Here is an 18,844-nt window from a genome sequence, read left to right as displayed (position 1 = left end):
AGGGAGCACTGAAACGAGTCTGATTTAAACCCGTTTCAGCCCTCTTTCAGACACCTATAAAACGCTCCTTACAGTCGCATTTTCTTCGGCGGCGACCCAATGGCTATTGTGGCTTCCCCACCGCGAGAATGACTAGGTTTTGTTGACAAATAATGGTATCCAGATTTTTATGGCAGCGATGTTGAGAAAGGCGAGGAAGGATTTTCGTGTTTTGTCATACCATGTGGCGATACGATGAAATTGCTTCAGTTTGTTGAACATACGCTCACTATGATTGCGATCCCTATAATCATGGATGTCGTAGGGAATGCTCTTTCTACGGTTTGATCGTGGTGGGATAACGGGCAGAACCGCATGGAAAAGCAAGGTGTCTCGTATGTTATCACGATCATACCCCTTGTTCGGCCCATCGGCGAAACCGAACGTAGACGGAATTCCATTTCCCGTAACGTTCCTACATGTCTCGCCAAGGACAACCGACACGTAGGACATACAGCATTCCGTTAAGAAAAAGCCGATTATCGTGTGCTGGACGTGACCAGCGACCGTGCTCAGGCGGCAAAAGCTCACCAATAATCGCCCATTCTGCGTCTGTTAAAACACCGCGCATACACTCTCTCCTTTCCAACGAGAAGGAGTGCATCATATACAAAAATATTTTTTGTCAACACTTCCTAACAGTAATTATATGAGAGTAGTTGGCCATGTTCCACCTGGCAATAAAGTAGCTAGTTCTATACTTCTTTCTGGTCATCAGTTTTAATAAAAAACTTTCGTCAGAATGACTTATTCCTTTTATCCCTTAATCAAGATATGAACAATAGGAGAAAGACTGTATAATATTTGAATTACTTATCCTTCTAAGGGGTGAAAGAGTATTTCGCGGGCAGCGCTGTAAATATGGTAGAGTGAACTTGCTGGCATAAAATCGGTCGCAGAACGTCCGTTCTCATGAAAACGGTCGATCCATCCACCGGCTAATGTTGTTGGCACGAATTGTCGGAAGAAACGTTCCGATAGGCTGTTCAGTAGGGTAAGACGTTCTGTTTCTGGGGCGTCTGCGTGGCGGACGAGAAGGCGCATCAGTTCTGTTTGAGGCCAGATGCGATAGGATAGTTCTGTGAGCGTTCCCGTTTCTGTCATGGCGTCAAGGACAAGTCCCTCTTTCAGGCCGTATTGGCGCCCATTTTTGAAAAGAGATGATGCCACGTGATGTGCTGTCTCGTTAAGATGTATGTGTTGCGGAGAGAGGCGATTAAATTCACTCAGAAGCCATGCCCACTCGAACTGATGACCTGCTTCAACGCGATTTTCCCCTCGTTTCTGGGAAGGATGCCATCCTTCTGTGAAAAACTCGAGAAGCATGGTGGGATCTTTTGAGAGGAAACTTCTGAGACTAAAGGCAGTGAGACTCTGGGCTTTATCATAATAAAATGCGTCATTCGACACCTCAAAGAGGGTGAGAAGCGCTTCTAAAAGGTGCATATGTGGGTTTTGGCGCCTTATCGCATCGACAGCAGGAAAACTATCTAGGAAGCCGCCATTTCCGGTACGGAAGATCTGCTCAATCTCATGGATCGTATGTCGAGCCATCTGAAGATAATGGGGGGTTGGTGTGTGCTTATAAGCCCATGCATAGGCAAAGAGAATAAAGGCATGGCCGTATAAATCACGCGTTGTATTGACAGGTTTGTGGTCAGGGCCGATAGAGAAAACCCAACCAGCTTGACCGTCAGGCTGATAATACAGCTTTTCTACACGCTCTAAGCAATGATGCGCTTGTTCGGCTTGTTGATACAGCCCATCGCAGGAAGCTTGGCAGAATGTCGCTATTTGGCGTGCTTGCACCATAAGGCGGAGTGCAGGAAGGGCAATCGGTGCATGATTGAAGGCGAGGCGCTCCTGGTATAACTGCCGGGAGGTGTCAAAGCCTGCGCCACTCCAAAGAGGGAATGCTTGAGTAGTTAGCCAGTTCTTCCAAAGAGAATGTACAGTCATCATTATCTTTCCTCTACTGGGAGAACAGGCTAGGCTTTTTGTAAGCGGCTGGCAACTAGGTCATTTTATGGACGATATTCGTCGTTGATTGTCCTTCAACGATATCCATTAAGACAACGCGCCCCCCTTGTTCTTTGACGATATCGCCGCCGATAACCTCTTCTTCACGATAATCCGCCCCTTTTACGAGGATATGGGGTTTGAGAGCTTTAATCAGCTCAAGAGGTGTGTCTTCATCAAACAGCAGAACGAGATCAACATGGCGAAGTGCGCTAACGACCTTAGCACGTGATACTTGGTCTTGTAGAGGACGTTGAGGGCCCTTGAGACGCCGTACTGAAGCATCGGTATTAAGGGCAACAATGAGTTTATCTCCTTGGCGAGCTGCACCTTCAATGAGTGAGATATGGCCAGGATGGATGAGGTCAAAACAACCATTGGTGAAGACGATACGGGCTCCGTGCCGTTTCCAGTCGTCCACTGTTTGAAGGGCGGCTTCCAGAGGAACTATAACGTTGGAATCTTCCATCTCTCCTTGTAAAGCACGGCTGAGTTCATCGCGTGAGACCGCCGAGGTGCCTAGTTTGTTCACGGCAAGAGAAGCGGCCGTTGTCGCAATTGTTGTGGCAATATCTAAGCCTTTCCCGGCGGAGAGAACAGCCGCAACAGTTGCAATAACCGTATCCCCAGCGCCTGAGACATCAAAAACCTCTGACTTTCGAGCGGCGGTATGGATGATGCGGCCATCACGACACCAGAGGGACATGCCTTCTTCCGACCGTGTGAGGAGGACATCACCGCCAAATTGTAGGCTGGCGATACGGGAAGCTTCTTCAACGTCCTGATCGGTTTTTAGAGGCAAATTATGTGTTGCGCGGGCCATTTCGGTGCGGTTGGGGGTGAGAAGTGTTGCACCGCGATAGACGGTAAAGTCAGGGCGCTTAGGGTCTACAATAACAGGAATATTGTGAGCGCGAGCGGTATCAATCACGAAGCGTAGCACATCGTCCGACAACGCCCCTTTAGCATAGTCGGAGCAGATAATAACATCAGATGACGTTATGACCTGCTGGGCGGCCATAATAAGCTTTTGGGAAATATCAGAAGGGATCGCTGTATTCTCATTGTCAATGCGGACAATTTGTTGACGACCGCTGAGAACGCGTGTCTTTGTAATGGTGGGCCAGCCAGGAAAGCTTACCAAAGAATGTGCATCAATGGAGGGCCAAGCTGCTAAAGCCCGACGGAGAGCTTGTGCAGAAGAATCATCGCCAACGATCCCTAGAAGCTGCACGCTACAGCCTAGAGAAGCCGCATTGACCGCAACATTAGCAGCACCCCCTGGAACAAATGTTTGATGAGAGCGTAACAATACAGGAACGGGAGCTTCTGGAGAGACCCTGCTAACCGATCCCATGATATATTGGTCTAGAATGATATCACCAATGACTGTGACACGGCCAAACTTAAAATTTTCAATCACAGTGCAGGGTCTCCAGCTCAAGCAATAGTCGTTAGAGAGTATGATGATGGCCAGCTCAAAGAGCCGGCATCATCATACAATGTCTAGTGGTAGGTTACCACGCGGCATCATCAATCGCGTTGAGGGGGATCTTCAGATAACGTCGTCCGTTATCTTCAGGCTCTGGAAGTTGTCCGCCACGGATATTAACCTGCAAGGCGGGTAAAAGAAGTTTGGGCATCGGAAGTGTGTGGTCACGCGTTTCACGCAGTGTAATGAAACCCTCTTCCGTCATGTTTTTTAGGTGAGGATTTTCTTCTTTTTGCTCTCTAATGGTGCTCTCCCATTGTGGGTGGCGACCATCAGGCTGATAATCATGCCCTGTGAAAACGCGCGTTTCATCTGGCAGGGAAAGGATACGTTCAAGAGATTGCCACAGCGTATGAGCACTACCACCAGGGAAATCGGTACGAGCTGTTCCTGAATCTGGCATAAACATCGTGTCATGCACGAAGATTGCATCGTCAATCAGAAAACTGACCGAAGCGAGAGTATGGCCGGGTGAAGCCCATACGTGGCCCGTGCGAGACCCGATAGTGAATGTATCACCATCATTGAAGAGACGATCCCATTGAGAGCCATCTGTGGGTAGAGAAGGGAGGTTATAAAGGTCTTTCCAGAGTTTTTGCACCGCGGTGACTTGGGCACCGATCCCCATTGGGGCACCTGTTTTACTTCTTAGATAATGAGCCGCTGAAAAGTGATCTGCATGAGGGTGGGTATCAAGGATCCAGTCTATAGTTAGGTCATGCTGTTTAACGTAGCTGAGAAGATGATCTGCGTTGCGTGTGCTGGTCGTGCCAGATTTTTCATCAAAGTCCAAAACAGGGTCAATGATAGCGCAATGTTTGGTCGCTGGGTCTGTTACAATATATTGAGCTGTCCAGGTGCGTGGGTCAAAAAAACCTTCCACGAGAAGAGGGCGCTGCTGCTCGTGTTTAAACCAGGCTTGGGCTTCTTGAAGGTCAAATCCCTGACTACGGCCGAAGGAAATGATGTCATCAGCGCGGAGATGCCCATCAAGCGCTAGGCCAAGGGCGTAAAGGCTCATGACACGCTTTCCAGAGGCACAATGTGCGAAAATTGGCCCTCTATGGTGAGTTAGAACATCCTGAAATGCCCGGATATCTGCACGCTTTATATTCTTTAGCGTAACGGGAATATAATGATAGTTAAGCCCCGCTTCACGGGCGGTATGAGCAGCCGTTTTATGGAGGGGGTACGCGGGCGCCTCATCGTCGGGGCGTAGATTAACTACATCTGTGAAGCCCTCTTTTTTCAGCGACGCTAATGTGTCTAGGTTCGGTTGTTCTGAAATTGTGAGTTGGTCATTAATACGGATACATTTCATAGGGAGCCTCTTATTATGAAAAGATGAATGTTATTTCTCCATAAAATGAGTGATCTAAGCGCTGGAATCAAGAACACCCCCGCAAAAGCAGGGGTGTTTGATGGAGAAACTCGTCTGAAAAGCGGTAGAAGAGGTTCGTTTTTAAGACTTTTTCGCGTCCATCTCTTCTGTGTAGCGACGAGCTTCCGGCGAAATGGTGAGGGACATCGTTAGGAGAGAAGTGAGCAGATAGATCACTGCGAATGTCCAAATGATATAAGCCATACCGGGGCCAAAAAAGGCACTACAAGCAGCGACTACAGCGGGGCCAACCCATGTTGATGCGCCGGCGCCTAAACCAAGAATGGAAAGGGCTGCCGCTTTTTCACGTGGGCAAATCTGAGGCATCAAGCCGGAAAGGGGCACAAAAGCAGCAACAGAAGCACCGTAAAGGACGCCTGCAGCCGCTGCCGCCCAGAAATTTCCAGGGAACCAAAGAGGGATGTAATAGAAAAGAGGAATGGTGATAAAGCCGCCAATCCCGCCGAAAACAGCAACTACAAAGCGATAGCCGAGCTTATGGGCTACCATGCCAGAGACTAAGTTTACCAAAATATTGCTCAAAAAAATGAGGGAGAGCAAATTGAGCCACTGGCCTTGGGAGAAGTGCAGTGTATTGACAAAAAATCCCGGCATAATGGCTAAGAAGGCGTATTCTGATGATGTATCAACGGTTCGGACGATCCCTGCAATAAGGGTCTTAGGTTCACGCCATGTAATGCTCAGTGAGTCTGAGAATGCTTGAGCTGCCGATACATTTTCGGGAAGAAGGCGTTTTTTCCCGGTAGGCTCATGGGTAAAGAGTAGCGCAATAAGGCCACCAATAATCACGAGAACAAGGGAGCACCAGAACGTATTGATCTCACCAATCTGGGGGATTGCATAGCGCGCAAATTGAGATCCTAATGTTGGAAGTCCAGCGGAGAACGAAAACCAGAACCATCCCGCTGCGGAACCAAGCATCTTTGTTGGGGCTGCTGCTGAAATCCATACGAGGAAGCCATAGGCAAACAAAGGATAAGCAAAGCCGCGCAGGGTATAGAAGAGAGTCGTCATGAACCCATTATTGGGAGTGAGGCCCAATACGAGGAAACCAACTTCTAAAACAGCCCATAAAATGAGCCCCCACCACATGACCCGTTTAGGGCCGAACAGGTCAGAAAGTGGGCCAGCAAGCCATGCGGAGATCATGACGGTGATCCCGTAATACATGAAAAGCTGATTAACGAAGTCTTGCGTATGTCCGTTATGTAGTTCAAACGTGTCGAGATATCCAGCTTCGACACCATCTCCGACCATGAAGAGAAGTTGTCCGACAAAGGCCCAGAATAAGGGCTTAGGGATACCTATTTTCTCAACAAAACTACGCTTTTCGGTTGTCGCTTCAGACATGAATAAGCCTCTCCACCAAATTGGGGCACGCCACGAACCTAATTCCAACCTCATTGCTGAAGTTAGGTGTGGGGCGCGTCGTTATGAAAGGCCCTACGAGAGTGCTCGGGCCAGTGTTTACGTTTCGTTACCAAACCTACGTTGAGAGGAAAACACAGTCTCCGTGAAGGTAGGTAGATGAAAGACGAAATTGTGCTGTGCTTATATGCTAATATACAATGGCATAGAGAAGCAAGGAAATATGTAAGCAAGGAAATAACGCCTTAAAAACTTATATTTTATGTGTCAGCTGAAGAATTTCCTGTAATATTTTATGGCATCTTTTGTTATATTGATCTTGACCGTAATGAGAATAGACATAGGATTGAGCGTTATTACCTAGTTTTTTTAAGCAATTAGGATTTTTGAATATTTCTTCTAGTTTAGTAGAAAATGTCTCTATGATTTTTTCGTCACGGCCGAGGAGAAAACCTGTTTCTCCTTCTTGAACACTGCGAACCATTTCGCCGACAGGCGTTGCGATAATTGGAAGCCCCATTGCCATAGCTTCATGGACAGCCAGACACATCCCTTCATAATGGGAGGGTTGCGTATAGACGTGGAGGTTACGTAAAAACCCCTCCACGTCGTTGGTAAAACCAAGAAGGGACACGTGGTCTTGTAAGCTGTGTTCTTGAATAACGTGCTCAAGTTCAGATCGTTGCGGACCATCTCCCGCAATAGAGAGATGGACATGTTGTGCCCATTGTGGGTTTCGGGAGCAAAAAAGAGCGAGCCCTTTTAAAAGATAAGGGTAGTTTTTAACGGCATGCAAGCGGCCTGTACTGCCTATTTGTAGGGTTGTTTTGCCATCCCACGCTGTGATGTTCTCCTGATGGGGGGAACACACATAAAGAGGCCATGTCGCGATTCTATTGTCAGGAATTTTCATCTTGTCAGATAAAAATTGAGCAACGAATGAGGAATCTGCGATCCAAAAAGAGGTAAGTTTTTTCCCCAATCTCATGGAGAGCCGTGCACTTGCGCTGTGTTTCCAGCTGACGACGGGGATACCCATAAGAGCACCAGCTATTTGTCCGACTGTCGTGCCTCTTCCTAAAGAAGTCCAAATAACATCAGGCTTATGTGCTTTTAAAATTTGTATGAAATTAAATATCGTTTTGAAAATACTTGGCCTTTTTTGAAACAAAACACGATACGGTAGGCCTGCTTTGTCTAGAAGTGGCGCAGCCCCCATATCTCGAGGCTCGCAGGCTGTAATGTCAACGCTATGGCCTTCTTTCTTTATGGCATTAATAATTGTTGGAATCGCGAATTCGGCTCCGCCTGTTTCTAAGCTTGTAACAATATAGTGAATTTTCATTGGAAGCCCTGCGATTATTTTTGAATAAATACCTGCATAGCGGATAATGGAAATTGGGCGCAACGCTGAATGCGAAACGGGTACGTTGTGTGAAGATAGAGCAAAGCCAAGAAGATAACTGTTATACAATCTATTGATAATAAATGATTTTTAATAAATTCGACGTGAAAGATAAAAATTTGTTTGCGAACGACTATCACTTTCACTATCGTCGAGAGAGCAGATCGCCTTAGAGGAGCCGGGGGCCTCACTATGATCATTTGTTCGTGTAATTCGTTGTCTGATAAAGATGTCGTGAGCGCAGTCCAAGGTGGAGTGTGCCGGGTCTCTCAAGTGTACACATCAAGGCGATGCCGGGTTCAATGTGGGCAATGTGTACGCAACATGGCGTGTTGCCTGAAAGAGGCATTGGAGGCGCGTGGGGAGACATGTGCGGAGGATATCGCGGCCGTTACAAAGCTACCCTGTGGGGCCAACGCGAAGCCTATGCTTATTGATATGGAACAAGATGGGGCAGGCGCTACTGTCGGGGCATAGAAACGACAACACCCGGCGTAGGAGCCGGGTGTTACGAAGAGCGCTTACATTGTATGTAAGAAGCGTCTAGACGCTATTACTCTTTGACGTCAGCTGACGTTGAGTTCAGCTGGATGTAGCGTTCAATGCCCATCTGCTTGATCAGATCAAGCTGGCGGTCAATGAAGTCTTCATGCTCTTCTTCGTCTGCCAGAATGCGGAAAAGAAGGTCGCGGGTTACGAAGTCGTGAACGCTTTCGCTATAGGCGATGCCTTCACGCAGGTGAGTCAGCGCAAGCTCTTCAGCTTTAAGGTCGCACTCAAGAATCTCTTTAACGTCTTGACCGATCTGAAGCGGATTGAGCTTCTGCAGGTTAGGAAGACCGCCTAGGAAGAGAATACGCTCAATGAGCCAGTCGGCATGGCGCATTTCTTCAATAGATTCATCATATTCTTTTTTTGCCAGCTTCGTGACACCCCAGTGATTAAGAGTACGGGAGTGCAGAAAATACTGGTTAATGGCGGTCAGCTCATTCGCAAGCTGAATGTTGAGAATCTCGACGACCTTAGGATCTTTGGCTGCCATAGTAAGTTCTTTCGACATGGTTCATGTTCTGTAAGGCAAAGCAATATCGCCTTCTTGGGCTCTTATAAGCCTATAAGGAGGAAGGATCAAATTCTTTTTTAAGTAAAGAAGTTTTTCAACTTTAATTGCGACTGATTATCATAAGTATTGTCATGACCTTTATAGAGTTAAAAGGTTTTTATGAGGTATTATAGAGTTTTCTTTTTTAAGTTATTGGTTTCTTTGAGGGACGCCTGATAATCACAAACAATAGGGTTGTGGTTTTTATTAGAGGCATTTGGCATGTCTTGCGGAAGGCATAGGAGAGTAAAGCCCTACGAAGGGGCGTTTGACGTGCTTTCTGTATGCAAGAGCTGAGTAGAAGGAACAACGCGAGCTTGGGCCATAGAAAGCGCAGAAAGAAAGGCAGCGTTAACTTGGGCCGTGTCCAGATTAATACCTTGCAGGGTGACACGTTGAGCAGCGATCGCATCGTCACAAATCGTGACCTGATAGCCGAGATCCAAGGCAGCACGGGCTGTAGCGTCGATACACATTTGTGTCATTGCGCCAACAAGGATGACATGTTTGCAGCCTAGCTTGAGGAGGTGTTTGTTAAGGGTGGTTTTATGGAAAGAATTAGGAAATTCTTTGGTAATAATTATTTCATTGGATAGAGGGGCGACACATTCATGAATATGAGAGCCTTGAGTGCCAGCGCATAAAAAGTCCCCCATTCCTTTGGGGAAAATATGCTGAATATGAACAACAGAAAGATCATTTTTACGTGCAGCGTTGAGGATGTTTTGACAACGCAATCCAATCTCTATCATCTCAGGAAGTGGGAACTTGCCGTTTGGGAAGTAATCATTCTGGATATCGATAAGAAGAAGAGCAGTCATTAAGAGCATCCTTTCAAAGATATATAGCTTATTTAAGCATCTGTTGATGACTGTAGAGTAAAGATAATTATGAGAGGGTTAAATGATCGAAAGAGACAAAAATGAGTCCAAAAATGACATTGAATTAGGAAAGTTGTGAGCGACGTCGATAGTCGGTAGGGGAGAGGCCAGTTACACGTTTAAAGGCACGTCTAAAAGCGCCCAGCTCGCTATAGCCAGCTTCCCATGCGAGTTGAGTAATGGGCTTGCGGGTGGTGGCCATATCATGTTTCGATTCATTCATAATATAATGAAGGAGATAATCTTTTGGGGTCATCCCTGTTGCTGCTTTAAAGCGACGTAGAAATGTTCGTTGTGTGAGCCCGCTGGCATCAGCAAAGTTGGAGACTGTCACAGCGGCCCTATGTGCTTTTCCCAGCCATTCTTGTACTTTAAGAATGGCTTTATCTGGATGATTGAGAGAAGGGTATTCGGCGATAGAAGGGCGATACTGTTCATGCGTTGGCGTAACGAACATGAAATGAGCCGTTCTTTCTCTCACATCCTCTCCGAAGATACGACCAATAAGATGCAGCCCCAGTTCAATCCATGCCATGAGTCCACTGGCAGTTATGATATGACCATTATCAATGAGAACCTGCTGAACATCAGTGGTAACGGCTGGAAATTGTTGTGTAAGGCTCTCTTTATACGACCAATGCGTGGTGGCTTTTTTCCATCAAGAAGCTTAGTCGCAGCAACTAAAAACGTGCCTGCGCAAGCGGCTGTTATGAAGGCTCCTTGTTGATACCAAAAGGTCAGTTTTTGGAGAAGAGCGCTATGGCACTTAGGGTCGGGAATGCCTTCAAGACTTGGAGGGATAATGACGATATGACGTAGGTGAGGCTCAAGAGGTTAGGCCGTCTGGAGCTATGTTTGTGTGTTATTAACGCGACGGAAAAGAGATCTTGCAAGCCATATATGGCGGCGGGTTGTGCTGTTTTATAATGAATGATGGTAATTTTTGTCGCGGTGGGTGCTGCTTTAAAATGTGAGGTCATAGAATGGGCTCATCATAGTGAGGCTAAGGTTCTGTTTTCCGATGCAGGGATAGATAAGCACTGGTTGCACTGCCGAGAGAGATAAGCCAGGAGATGTCAATCCCATGGAGGGAGGCGAGCAGGGGGCCGTGATAAAATTTTAGGTTGAGAAAGGGGATGCCTGCGACAATTCCAATGAGATAGCTGAGGATCGCAGGTTTATTAACACGGCCATATCGACCGCCGTTTTCTTGGAAAAAAGAAGGTACGTCATAGTGACCTTTTTGGATGATATAAAAATCAACAAGATTGATGGCTGTCCAAGGAATCATAACGATCATGAGAATATCCAAGATAGCCGTATAAATTGTATTAAAAGAGCCCGACATAAAAAGTGCAATGCAGATTGCAAGGATAACGGTGAGCATACTGATGGTGAGGCGCGTTAGCCCGCGCGGGTGCCAGCGTGGTTTGAATGTGTGCCAAAATGTAATGGTGGCTAACGTGCTGCAATAGAGATCCATTGCATTAGCAAAGGCGATGGAAAGACCGAGAATAAGGACAATGAGAGCCCCCCATTCTCCAGTGATATGACCAATAGCAGCAATTGTCGAAAGAGGGGATTGCGCGGCCAAAAAAGCCCCTGTGGCCATTGCTAGAAATGAACCGCCGACAGTTCCACTATAGCAGGCGAAGAAGACGCGTGGATAGGTTTTAGGGTTGGCAGGGAGGTAGCGTGAGGAGTCAGAGACGTAAGGGGCAGTCGCAATTTGCCATAAAACAGCGATAGAAAAGCTTTGTAAAAATCCGGGAACAGAACCATGCCAGTCGGTTAAAATCTGTTGCGTATGCCCTGAAAGCCCAAGGACAAAGCATAAAATAACGACAATCGTCGTGAGAATAGAGAGCGGTGATGCACAGGCTTGGATTGTGCGATAGCCGATAATACAGGGAATAAAGCTAAGAAACGCCATGATGAGAATAGCTGTATGGCGGTGAAGGGCGGGCTGAACAAATTGCAGCGTTTCTCCCCCGACAACGCAATTTGACGCAACAAAACTGATATACATAACGATGACCATCATAATGATAGGCACCGCGCCCCAGCTGCCGAATTGTCCACGACTTTGGATCATTTGAGGCACACCCAAGATGGGGCCTTGCACGGCATGAAGGGCCATAAAAAACCCACCGATGAGGTTGCCCAACAGAAGGGCTATGGCCGACCAGAGGAAGGAAAGGTGGTATTCCGCAGGCCCCATTGCTCCTGTGACAACAGTGAGGAGGGTCATGTTGCTACTGAACCAGATCGTAAATTGGCTGTAAGGGCGGCCATACCGTCCTTGTTCAGGAATGGGGTAGATTGTGTGTTGTTCAATAGGCGACGTCATAAAGGGGGCTTTCTCCTCGGGGGCGCATCATGCCGCGTTCTTTAAGAAGACAATAGCCCCTTTACGAATAGGGATACTCACAAGAGAATTCTGCCCTTAAAGGCTGACATTGATGCGGCCATAATAATACCCTCCCGTCATGGGGATTCCAGCCGAGTTGTTGTCATAAAAAAGTGTGCCTAAATAAGAGTTTTCTAAGGGCATCCGGCGTGGGCGTACGTTGAAGAGGTTATTTCCGCCAACAGCGAGGTGAATCCGTTTAGTGGCTTGGAAGCCGACTTCAAGGTCTGTCAGCCACGCAGGAGTATTCACAAAACGATGAAATTGGCTTTGTGAATATTGGAGTGCTGCAGGCGCTTGGTCTTGATACGTAACATTATTAACGGTTTCACCATAGCGCGTCTGACGCACGTTGACGCTCCATTTTCCAATCGTCCAATAGGCGTTCAAGATGATTTTGCTGCGTGGTGATGCCGTTGTGAGATACCCAATCTGCTGTGCGTTCAGGAAAGGTGACCCAGTACCATCCGTTGCAAGATGACTGATACGGGTGCGGTTCAGATTAAGGGCCATACTAAGGTTAAGATGCCCGTAACGGCGTAGGCTGAGGGCGTAATCAGCCATGATATCGAGCCCCTGCGTGCGGGTGCTTGCTCCATTAGCAAAGTAGGTCGCTGTGACATTATCAGATGCGAGGCCTCCAGGAAGCGTAGCGCCTGTTAGACCGATAGCATTTTCAGCAGCTCCGCCTTGGAAGCTGCCACCAGGGGCGATGCGATTGCGAATATTGATCTGATAAGCATCAACGGACACGTGGAAATTATCAACGGGCTCCATCACAAAGCCGCCACTCAGGGATGTTGACCGCTCGGCTTTAAGACGTTGGGCTCCCAATGAGCTTGCTGCGGGAGAGTTCACAGGGAGGCTGGCAGAAGCGCCAAAAGGTGTGACGTTGAGGGCGCTATAATGTTCTTCCAGCAGCGTTGGGGCACGGTACCCGTTGCTAATGGTTGCACGTACAGCAAAACGCTTAGTGAAGTCATACCGAGCCGCTATTTTCCCTGTCTCTGCGTTACCCGTATCGGTGTAATGCTCAAAACGACCGCCAACATCAATGTCCAGCTTACGTGTTGGATGGAAATCAGTGTCGATATATCCCGCCCAGACATCGCGGTTCCATCGTCCTGCATTTTCAGGCATGAGGCCTGCAAAGCCTTGTGTTCCGCCTTTATAGTAGGAAACAGGATCGCCCGCACCGATATGGTAAATCTCCAGCCGATGCTGCCCACCAAAGGAGAGGTTAATAAAACGACCGGAACCCAAAGAGAATTTACGGCTAATATTGAGGTCATTCGTCCATTGCATATGGTTGAATGTTTCTGTGCGGGCTTTTGTTGGGCTAGACCCATAGTCAGCATAATAGGCGGGGTTAGCTGTGTTCTTGAGGGACATATGGTCGTCGTCAAAACCATAAGTTGAGTTTAAATCCCACTTGAACCCAGCAGGGAGGCGGCCTTTAAGCCCAAGCGTAATGGCAAAGTCCTGCTCTTCAAGCGCTTCGATGGGCACAAAACCTTGCGGGTACATCTGCGGTAAAATATCAGGCGTTCGGTAATCTTGGTATGATTCTCCATGCCGGTGGGCATAGGTCGCAAAACCGTAGAGCTCCAGAGAGCGTGTCAGATGTTTTCCGGCATTCAGGCTGAGGGTTTGGCGTGTTTCTTCTGAGAGGCTAAGAGCAGGGTCATCCGAAACGCCAGTGCGGGAATCAATCCCTTTCTGCACGAAGTGATCCGTATGGTACATTTGCCCGCTGAGATTGGCATAGCCGTCATCGCCAAGCGGGAGACCGCCATCAAATCCAAACTGATACTGCCATCCATCGCCATTATAAGCGTTGGCGCCGGTTTGGGCATCCATATCAAGGTGAGAGACAGTTTTTTTGAGGATGATGTTAACGACGCCAGCGATCCCATCAGCACCATATTGAGAGGCAGCTCCGTCTCTTAATACTTCAATATGGTCAATTGCCTCTGCTGGGATCATGTTAAGATCCACAGGGCTAGAGCCTTCCTGGGGCCCAGAATCTGCGTAAATATTAGCCGTTGTATGCCGGCGCTTTCCGTTAATCAGGACAAGCGTATGGTTAGGGTTCAACCCTCTGAGACGGATTGATGAGGTAAAAGCGCCAGCATCATAACCTGCCGTCCCAATCGTGACAGACGGATTAACGCGCGCTAGGGCATCCGCCAGATTGATAGCGCCGGTGCGATGAAGCTGTTGCGCCGAGATAACATCGACAGGCGTTGTGCTCGCCCGTGCGCGGCGCAGGGGGGTGTTATGTGCCGTGACGCTAAGAGTCTCAGGTGAATGCGCTGTGAGAGAGGTTCTCTTTTTATGGTGGTGCGTTGCGGATGAACGCTTATGAGGTGTCGTAATGGGGTGATAGGAAGAGCGCTTCGCGTCAGAAAGTTGGTCTGCGTAAGCGGAAGAAGCGAACAGAAGGGTAACGGGGAGAACCAAAATTCTGTTCTGACAACGCATGAGAAAGGGCTCCGGCTGAAGAGAGATGAGTGGGGAGCCACACGCTTAGTGAAAGAGGATCAAAGATCAACGATTTTATCGCGTGTTTAAGTGTATAATAGAAAGATCAATGTGAATTGTGTCGTTAATGACACAGAATAACCACAATGAGTGAGAAGATATTCGGTTATCGTTATGTCTTTTGCTGGCTGTACAGGGGGAGAGCTATATTCTCTTATGTCATCTTTCTTAAACAGACTGTAATGATTTTTCCCGATCTTTTAGACAGGCACCATCTCAAACTGTCTATAGAGCTTGGCCCTATATAAAAATTACGCTCACCTCTCGTTGGAAAGAGCGGCGATATGTTCTGGCCCAATTCCACAGCATCCACCGACAATGCTTGCTCCTGCGTGCACCCATTCTGCTGCAAAAGAAGCGTAGCGCTGGGGGGTCAGCTCTTCATCAAGAGTACTGATGGCTTCGTTTGCTTCCTCACCTTGTCCGTGGTCATGGCTGACGAAAGCGTTCGCATAGACGCCAAGGCGAGGGCGTTTTGCTTCGGGTTCTGAACGTATCAATTCGGAGGCTGTTGTGAGGGCCGGTTCCATAATGCGTGGGTCGCTACAATTAAAAAGAACCCCATCAATACCTAAAGGAAGCATAGTGTTCAGAGCATCTACTAATTGTTCACCCGATCGTAACGTGACGGGCATGTGGGTATAGGGGCTTTGTGAATGAATTTGGCTGTCATCCAGCGTGAAAGAGACCCAAAACGGACGTGTGTCGTTACGGTCTATTATTTGTCGTGCTGTTTGAGCTTCGGCAATAGAACTTTGTGTTTCAGCAAGCCATAGATCAACAGAGGGCGATAAGCCCTTTATGAGGGTTGAAAGAATATAGTGTGCTCGCGCTTGATCAAAAAGGTCTGGACGGTAAGAGCCTCCCGTTGGAGGGAGGGAGCCCGCTAAGGACACAGAAGAGGGGCGTGTATTCTGTATGGCGTCTCGGCCAAGTTTTCCTGCGAGATGAGCCAGCTCTTCCCCATGTCGTTGGAAACGCTCTTCCCCAATATGGTAGGGCACCACAGCATAACTATTAGCGGTGATAACATTTGCGCCGGCATGGATATAAGCTTCATGAGCTTTGCGAACAAAGTCAGGCCCTTCAAACAACGCGAGTGCAGACCATTCAGGCTGTTTAAACGGAGCACCCATGCGATGGAGTTCGCGGCCCATACCGCCATCTAAAATAAGAGTGTTTTGTGCCGACATAAATGAACTTTGCTCAATAAAATGGATGCAACCGGCCGCCTCTATACTGTTTACTGCAAAGAATGTCACGGGGAGGCATTATGTTGATGCGCTTTAGATAGAACCGAGAAGATGACGACCATCATGGGAAAGCCAAGAGGCAGTCTGTGACAAAATCTCGTTTATATCACGATGAACATGCTTAAATTTTTTATGGGGCTTTAAGGTGTTGAGGTTGAGATAGCAGGCACGATTAATCTCAATTTGGAGGGCATGTTGGTTCTGTTCGGGCTGTCCGTAACGGTCGGTAATATAGCCTCCAGCGTAAGGCGTGTTGCGTTGGACATGATATCCACGTTGCGTGAAGCTTTCTTCTAAGAAGTCCGTCAAAATAGGCGAGCATGCCCGACCATGGAGGTCGCCAAGAACAATATCGCAGCGTCTTTTTTGAGGAAGCGGGGGCATAGAGTGCACATCTAAGAGAACACAAAAACCGAAGCGACTTGTTAGAGCTTGTTGGCTTTTTTGTAATGCCTGCTGGTAAGGCTCCCAGCATGTGGATAAGCGTCGCTCAGCCTCTGTATGTGGGAGGCATGAACGATAGATTGTTTTCCCTGGAGCTGAACAGCGTGGAATAACGCCATATCCTGCGTCAACTTTGCTGCTTCGAATGAGGGGGTATGAAGGTAAAGGGGGTATGAACATAGCCCCGTCAAGTTCTCTCCAGTCTCTATTAACGTCACAGAAACTACGCGGGAAATAGGCTTGAACGAGGCTAACGCCGTAAGACGGGGCATCTTGAAGGAGAAGATCGGTAAAGCGATCTTCCATTCTTTCCAACTCATGCTTCGGTAGAGAGGCCATGGCCAGAAAGTCATCACTATAATGACGCCCTGAATGTGGAGAGGATAATAAAAGAGGAGAGGCACTCTCTAAAGAGGCTAGATGGCAGCCTACCGGCCCATCAGAAACGGGGGAGGCATCACGAGAAAAAACAGCAGAGAAGATTTTTTGAATTTTTTTCACGGTAATGGCTTGCCACATTTATCTACCTCAGGTAAATACCCACTCACCGGATGGCGAGGGCGCATAGCTCAGCGGTAGAGCACTACCTTGACATGGTAGGGGTCACAGGTTCAATCCCTGTTGCGCCCACCATCCGGAAGAATAAAATCCCCCAGAAAATAGCTAGTTTTTGAAGGTATGAAGGCAGAAGCCTCCTTTCTGTATCTTTCTATATTATGCTGTGTTTTTCTACGATTCGTTGTATCTTTTTGCCCAAATCTTGCCCACCCAATTTTGTCGTTTCCGTAGGTGCTGGGCGGCTTGTAGTAAGAGGGCGTGAAGATAGTTCTGTGTGTACTAACCACAGTATTCTGAGGCAGAGGTTCTATCGCGCCCTACTCCGCATCTCCTTCCGCTCATTCCCATAATCACGCAACATAGCGGGAAGCTCGTGCAGGTCGGGGTGAGCACGTAGCTCATCGGCGGCTTGCTTCTCCTCCTGCGCCGTGTAATGCACGAGCGGCGGGCAGAGCGGCTTGTATCGGGTGGGGGGGGGCAGCCTACGAGCGACAACAAGGCGACACATAAAGCAACGTGCTTCATCAAAACGTCCCCTTATCCAGTGTATCTATGAGCGCGTTATCGGAGCGTATGCCGTTCGTGCGGGCTTCGAGCATCCGTTGAGCGGCTTCTGCTGATTGTGTGGCGTCGCTTGCGTCTTGGCGTTCGGAGCTGACGCGGGCACTGTTGCGGCCTGCTCGGTTGCTATAGACGATCAGGGCCGTCAGGAAACCGAGCACTGTGAGGATGAATCCTCCTGCGAAATAGGGGTTCATGGGATGATTCCCTCTAGGTGTCAGGGAGAGCCGCAGCCCTCCCATGTGGGTTAGCCCATGCCGTTAACGGCAGGAGCTGCTTCGCTTGCGTCAGAGGCTGCGGCTTTCTTCTTTTTTAAGCCCGTCAGCACCAGGGCAATACCGGACAGGATGCCCGTAGCGCCCGCTAATACGGAAGCCAGATCAAAGGAGACCTTGCTTTCAACGGTAGGCAGAACGCCATCGAGCAAGCGGGCAGCCCCGTCAGCGATCTTCTCTTGTGTCTCGCCTTTCTTGCCTGTGACGGCGGCAAAGATGTTTTCGCCTGCGTTCACAAGAGCGGTGATGGGGGTGGCTGTTGGTGTGGTTGTTTCGTCAGTCATGGTGATTCTCAGTTCTTTTTTTTGAGGGGGTAGTAGGTGTGTTGATTGCGTCCGGCAGGCTGGCCCATCGCGGCAATGAAGCTCTGGCGTGGTCATGGCCGGGGGCGTGTGTCGGTGGGGCGTCCGGCTTGGAAGCGATTGGTGGCCCATCCGATATTGAGCGCTACCGTGCTGATGGCCCGATAGAGCAGCCCCCAGCGTGAACCGTTGGAAGGTGGCCGCACCGTAACGGTGACGAGCTTGCAGACGATGATCACACACGCGACGATCAGGCCGATATTGCTCGGCAAAAGGTCAAGGAAAGCGGTAATATCCATAAAGTCTCCAGGCATAAAAAAAACCGCCTCAGAGGGCGGCGTATTGGGGGATGAGGTTAGGTCATCGTGGGGGACGGTCGCACGGCTTCATGAGCCACACGATCCACGAGCGTTCCATAAGGGTCTTGGCCGTTTTCGACACGGATAATGGCGTGCATAAGGGCGGTGAGCTGGTCGGGTGTGAGGGCGTTAAAGCGCTGCTGTACGCCGATACCAACGCGGGCGGCAACCGTGGCGGCGTAAGCGCTGGTATCATTGCCGTCCGTAGGCGGCGCCCATTTGGCGATGATACCAGCAATCGTGTTGACCCGATCCCGCTCAACATAGCGTAAAAGCTGGTCGCGCAAAGCCCGCAAACCGTCTTGAGCGGTTGGGAATACAGCAAAGCGCCCGTGAGGCTCCGGCTCTTTATGAGCGCCGGCTTGCCCGGCATAATTAAGATTGCCGGGGTTATTGTTGCGGATACCGCGTGGAAGAGGGCGCATGGTTA

20 protein-coding genes and 1 tRNA gene are annotated in these 18,844 nt (G+C 48.7%); 3 read left to right on the top strand and 18 right to left on the bottom strand.

Annotated features, from left to right (window positions below):
- Positions 1-454 precede the first annotated feature (454 nt).
- From F457_RS14130 to F457_RS0110150, 6 genes are all read right to left on the bottom strand, one after another.
- Positions 455-610: a transposase gene (locus F457_RS14130; protein ID WP_018981037.1), complete on the bottom strand. Its 156-nt coding sequence runs from the start codon at positions 608-610 to the stop codon at positions 455-457.
- Positions 611-852: 242 nt separating this feature from the next.
- Entirely contained in the window at positions 853-2,001 is a 1,149-nt protein-coding gene (locus F457_RS0110170; protein ID WP_018981036.1) for an AGE family epimerase/isomerase, read from the bottom strand.
- Positions 2,002-2,053: 52 nt separating this feature from the next.
- Positions 2,054-3,481: a D-glycero-beta-D-manno-heptose 1-phosphate adenylyltransferase gene (gene rfaE2 / locus F457_RS0110165; protein WP_018981035.1), complete on the bottom strand. Its 1,428-nt coding sequence runs from the start codon at positions 3,479-3,481 to the stop codon at positions 2,054-2,056.
- Positions 3,482-3,575: 94 nt separating this feature from the next.
- The gene (blh, locus tag F457_RS0110160) at positions 3,576-4,871 is read right to left on the bottom strand and encodes a bifunctional sulfur transferase/dioxygenase Blh (protein ID WP_018981034.1); all 1,296 of its coding nucleotides are present in this window, start codon (positions 4,869-4,871) and stop codon (positions 3,576-3,578) included.
- 141 nt (positions 4,872-5,012) lie between these two features.
- Complete coding sequence (locus F457_RS0110155; protein ID WP_018981033.1) at positions 5,013-6,302, bottom strand: MFS transporter; 1,290 nt, start codon at positions 6,300-6,302, stop codon at positions 5,013-5,015.
- 271 nt (positions 6,303-6,573) lie between these two features.
- On the bottom strand, positions 6,574-7,665 hold the full coding sequence (locus F457_RS0110150; RefSeq protein WP_018981032.1) for a glycosyltransferase: 1,092 nt from the start codon (positions 7,663-7,665) through the stop codon (positions 6,574-6,576).
- 384 nt (positions 7,666-8,049) lie between these two features.
- On the opposite strand from F457_RS0110150, the gene F457_RS13985 reads away from it, so the two are divergent.
- The gene (locus tag F457_RS13985; RefSeq protein ID WP_169584127.1) at positions 8,050-8,202 is read left to right on the top strand and encodes a hypothetical protein; all 153 of its coding nucleotides are present in this window, start codon (positions 8,050-8,052) and stop codon (positions 8,200-8,202) included.
- A gap of 76 nt (positions 8,203-8,278) precedes the next feature.
- On the opposite strand, the gene bfr is transcribed toward F457_RS13985, so the two are convergent.
- The 3 genes from bfr to F457_RS13390 all read right to left on the bottom strand — a co-directional run bounded on the left by bfr (position 8,279) and on the right by F457_RS13390 (position 10,165).
- Positions 8,279-8,767 (bottom strand): bacterioferritin, encoded by a 489-nt coding sequence (gene bfr, locus F457_RS0110140; protein ID WP_018981030.1) that lies wholly within the window; start codon positions 8,765-8,767, stop codon positions 8,279-8,281.
- Between the two features lie 314 nt (positions 8,768-9,081).
- Complete coding sequence (locus F457_RS0110135) at positions 9,082-9,648, bottom strand: cysteine hydrolase family protein (protein WP_018981029.1); 567 nt, start codon at positions 9,646-9,648, stop codon at positions 9,082-9,084.
- Positions 9,649-9,772: 124 nt separating this feature from the next.
- A complete protein-coding gene (locus F457_RS13390) occupies positions 9,773-10,165 on the bottom strand; it encodes a helix-turn-helix domain-containing protein (protein WP_169584126.1) in 393 nt (130 codons plus the stop codon).
- Here F457_RS13390 and F457_RS13980 point away from each other — a divergent pair.
- Positions 10,145-10,435, top strand: coding sequence for a hypothetical protein (locus F457_RS13980; RefSeq protein ID WP_169584125.1), 291 nt, complete (start codon positions 10,145-10,147; stop codon positions 10,433-10,435). The genes F457_RS13390 and F457_RS13980 overlap by 21 nt on opposite strands.
- 276 nt (positions 10,436-10,711) lie before the next feature.
- Here F457_RS13980 and F457_RS0110125 read toward each other — a convergent pair whose 3' ends face one another.
- From F457_RS0110125 to F457_RS12855, 4 genes are all read right to left on the bottom strand, one after another.
- Positions 10,712-12,058, bottom strand: a complete 1,347-nt coding sequence (locus tag F457_RS0110125) for a purine-cytosine permease family protein (protein ID WP_018981027.1) — start codon at positions 12,056-12,058, stop codon at positions 10,712-10,714.
- 96 nt (positions 12,059-12,154) lie between these two features.
- The gene (locus F457_RS0110120; protein ID WP_026294344.1) at positions 12,155-14,602 is read right to left on the bottom strand and encodes a TonB-dependent receptor plug domain-containing protein; all 2,448 of its coding nucleotides are present in this window, start codon (positions 14,600-14,602) and stop codon (positions 12,155-12,157) included.
- A 317-nt stretch (positions 14,603-14,919) separates the two neighbouring features.
- Positions 14,920-15,855: a homocysteine S-methyltransferase family protein gene (locus tag F457_RS0110110; RefSeq protein WP_018981024.1), complete on the bottom strand. Its 936-nt coding sequence runs from the start codon at positions 15,853-15,855 to the stop codon at positions 14,920-14,922.
- 93 nt (positions 15,856-15,948) lie between these two features.
- Complete coding sequence (locus F457_RS12855; RefSeq protein WP_018981023.1) at positions 15,949-16,878, bottom strand: N-formylglutamate amidohydrolase; 930 nt, start codon at positions 16,876-16,878, stop codon at positions 15,949-15,951.
- 39 nt (positions 16,879-16,917) lie between these two features.
- Here F457_RS12855 and F457_RS0110100 point away from each other — a divergent pair.
- Positions 16,918-16,992, top strand: a tRNA-Val gene (locus F457_RS0110100).
- A 232-nt stretch (positions 16,993-17,224) separates the two neighbouring features.
- Here the strand turns inward: F457_RS0110100 and F457_RS0110095 are convergent.
- The 5 genes from F457_RS0110095 to F457_RS13975 form a co-directional block, all read right to left on the bottom strand.
- Entirely contained in the window at positions 17,225-17,425 is a 201-nt protein-coding gene (locus tag F457_RS0110095) for a hypothetical protein (RefSeq protein ID WP_018981022.1), read from the bottom strand.
- Between the two features lie 16 nt (positions 17,426-17,441).
- Positions 17,442-17,675 carry a hypothetical protein gene (locus F457_RS0110090; protein ID WP_018981021.1) on the bottom strand — a complete coding sequence of 78 codons (234 nt, stop codon included), beginning with the start codon at positions 17,673-17,675 and terminating at the stop codon, positions 17,442-17,444.
- A 50-nt stretch (positions 17,676-17,725) separates the two neighbouring features.
- Complete coding sequence (locus tag F457_RS0110085) at positions 17,726-18,037, bottom strand: hypothetical protein (protein WP_018981020.1); 312 nt, start codon at positions 18,035-18,037, stop codon at positions 17,726-17,728.
- A 92-nt stretch (positions 18,038-18,129) separates the two neighbouring features.
- Entirely contained in the window at positions 18,130-18,369 is a 240-nt protein-coding gene (locus F457_RS12850) for a hypothetical protein (RefSeq protein WP_018981019.1), read from the bottom strand.
- A 41-nt stretch (positions 18,370-18,410) separates the two neighbouring features.
- Positions 18,411-18,839, bottom strand: coding sequence for a structural protein P5 (locus tag F457_RS13975; RefSeq protein WP_083912764.1), 429 nt, complete (start codon positions 18,837-18,839; stop codon positions 18,411-18,413).
- Positions 18,840-18,844 lie beyond the last annotated feature (5 nt).

It is taken from the genome of Saccharibacter floricola DSM 15669 (assembly GCF_000378165.1).
In the GTDB taxonomy this organism is placed as follows: domain Bacteria; phylum Pseudomonadota; class Alphaproteobacteria; order Acetobacterales; family Acetobacteraceae; genus Saccharibacter; species Saccharibacter floricola.
Note: the sequence above shows the minus strand (reverse complement) of the source record. Positions and strands in the feature narration are given on the sequence as shown.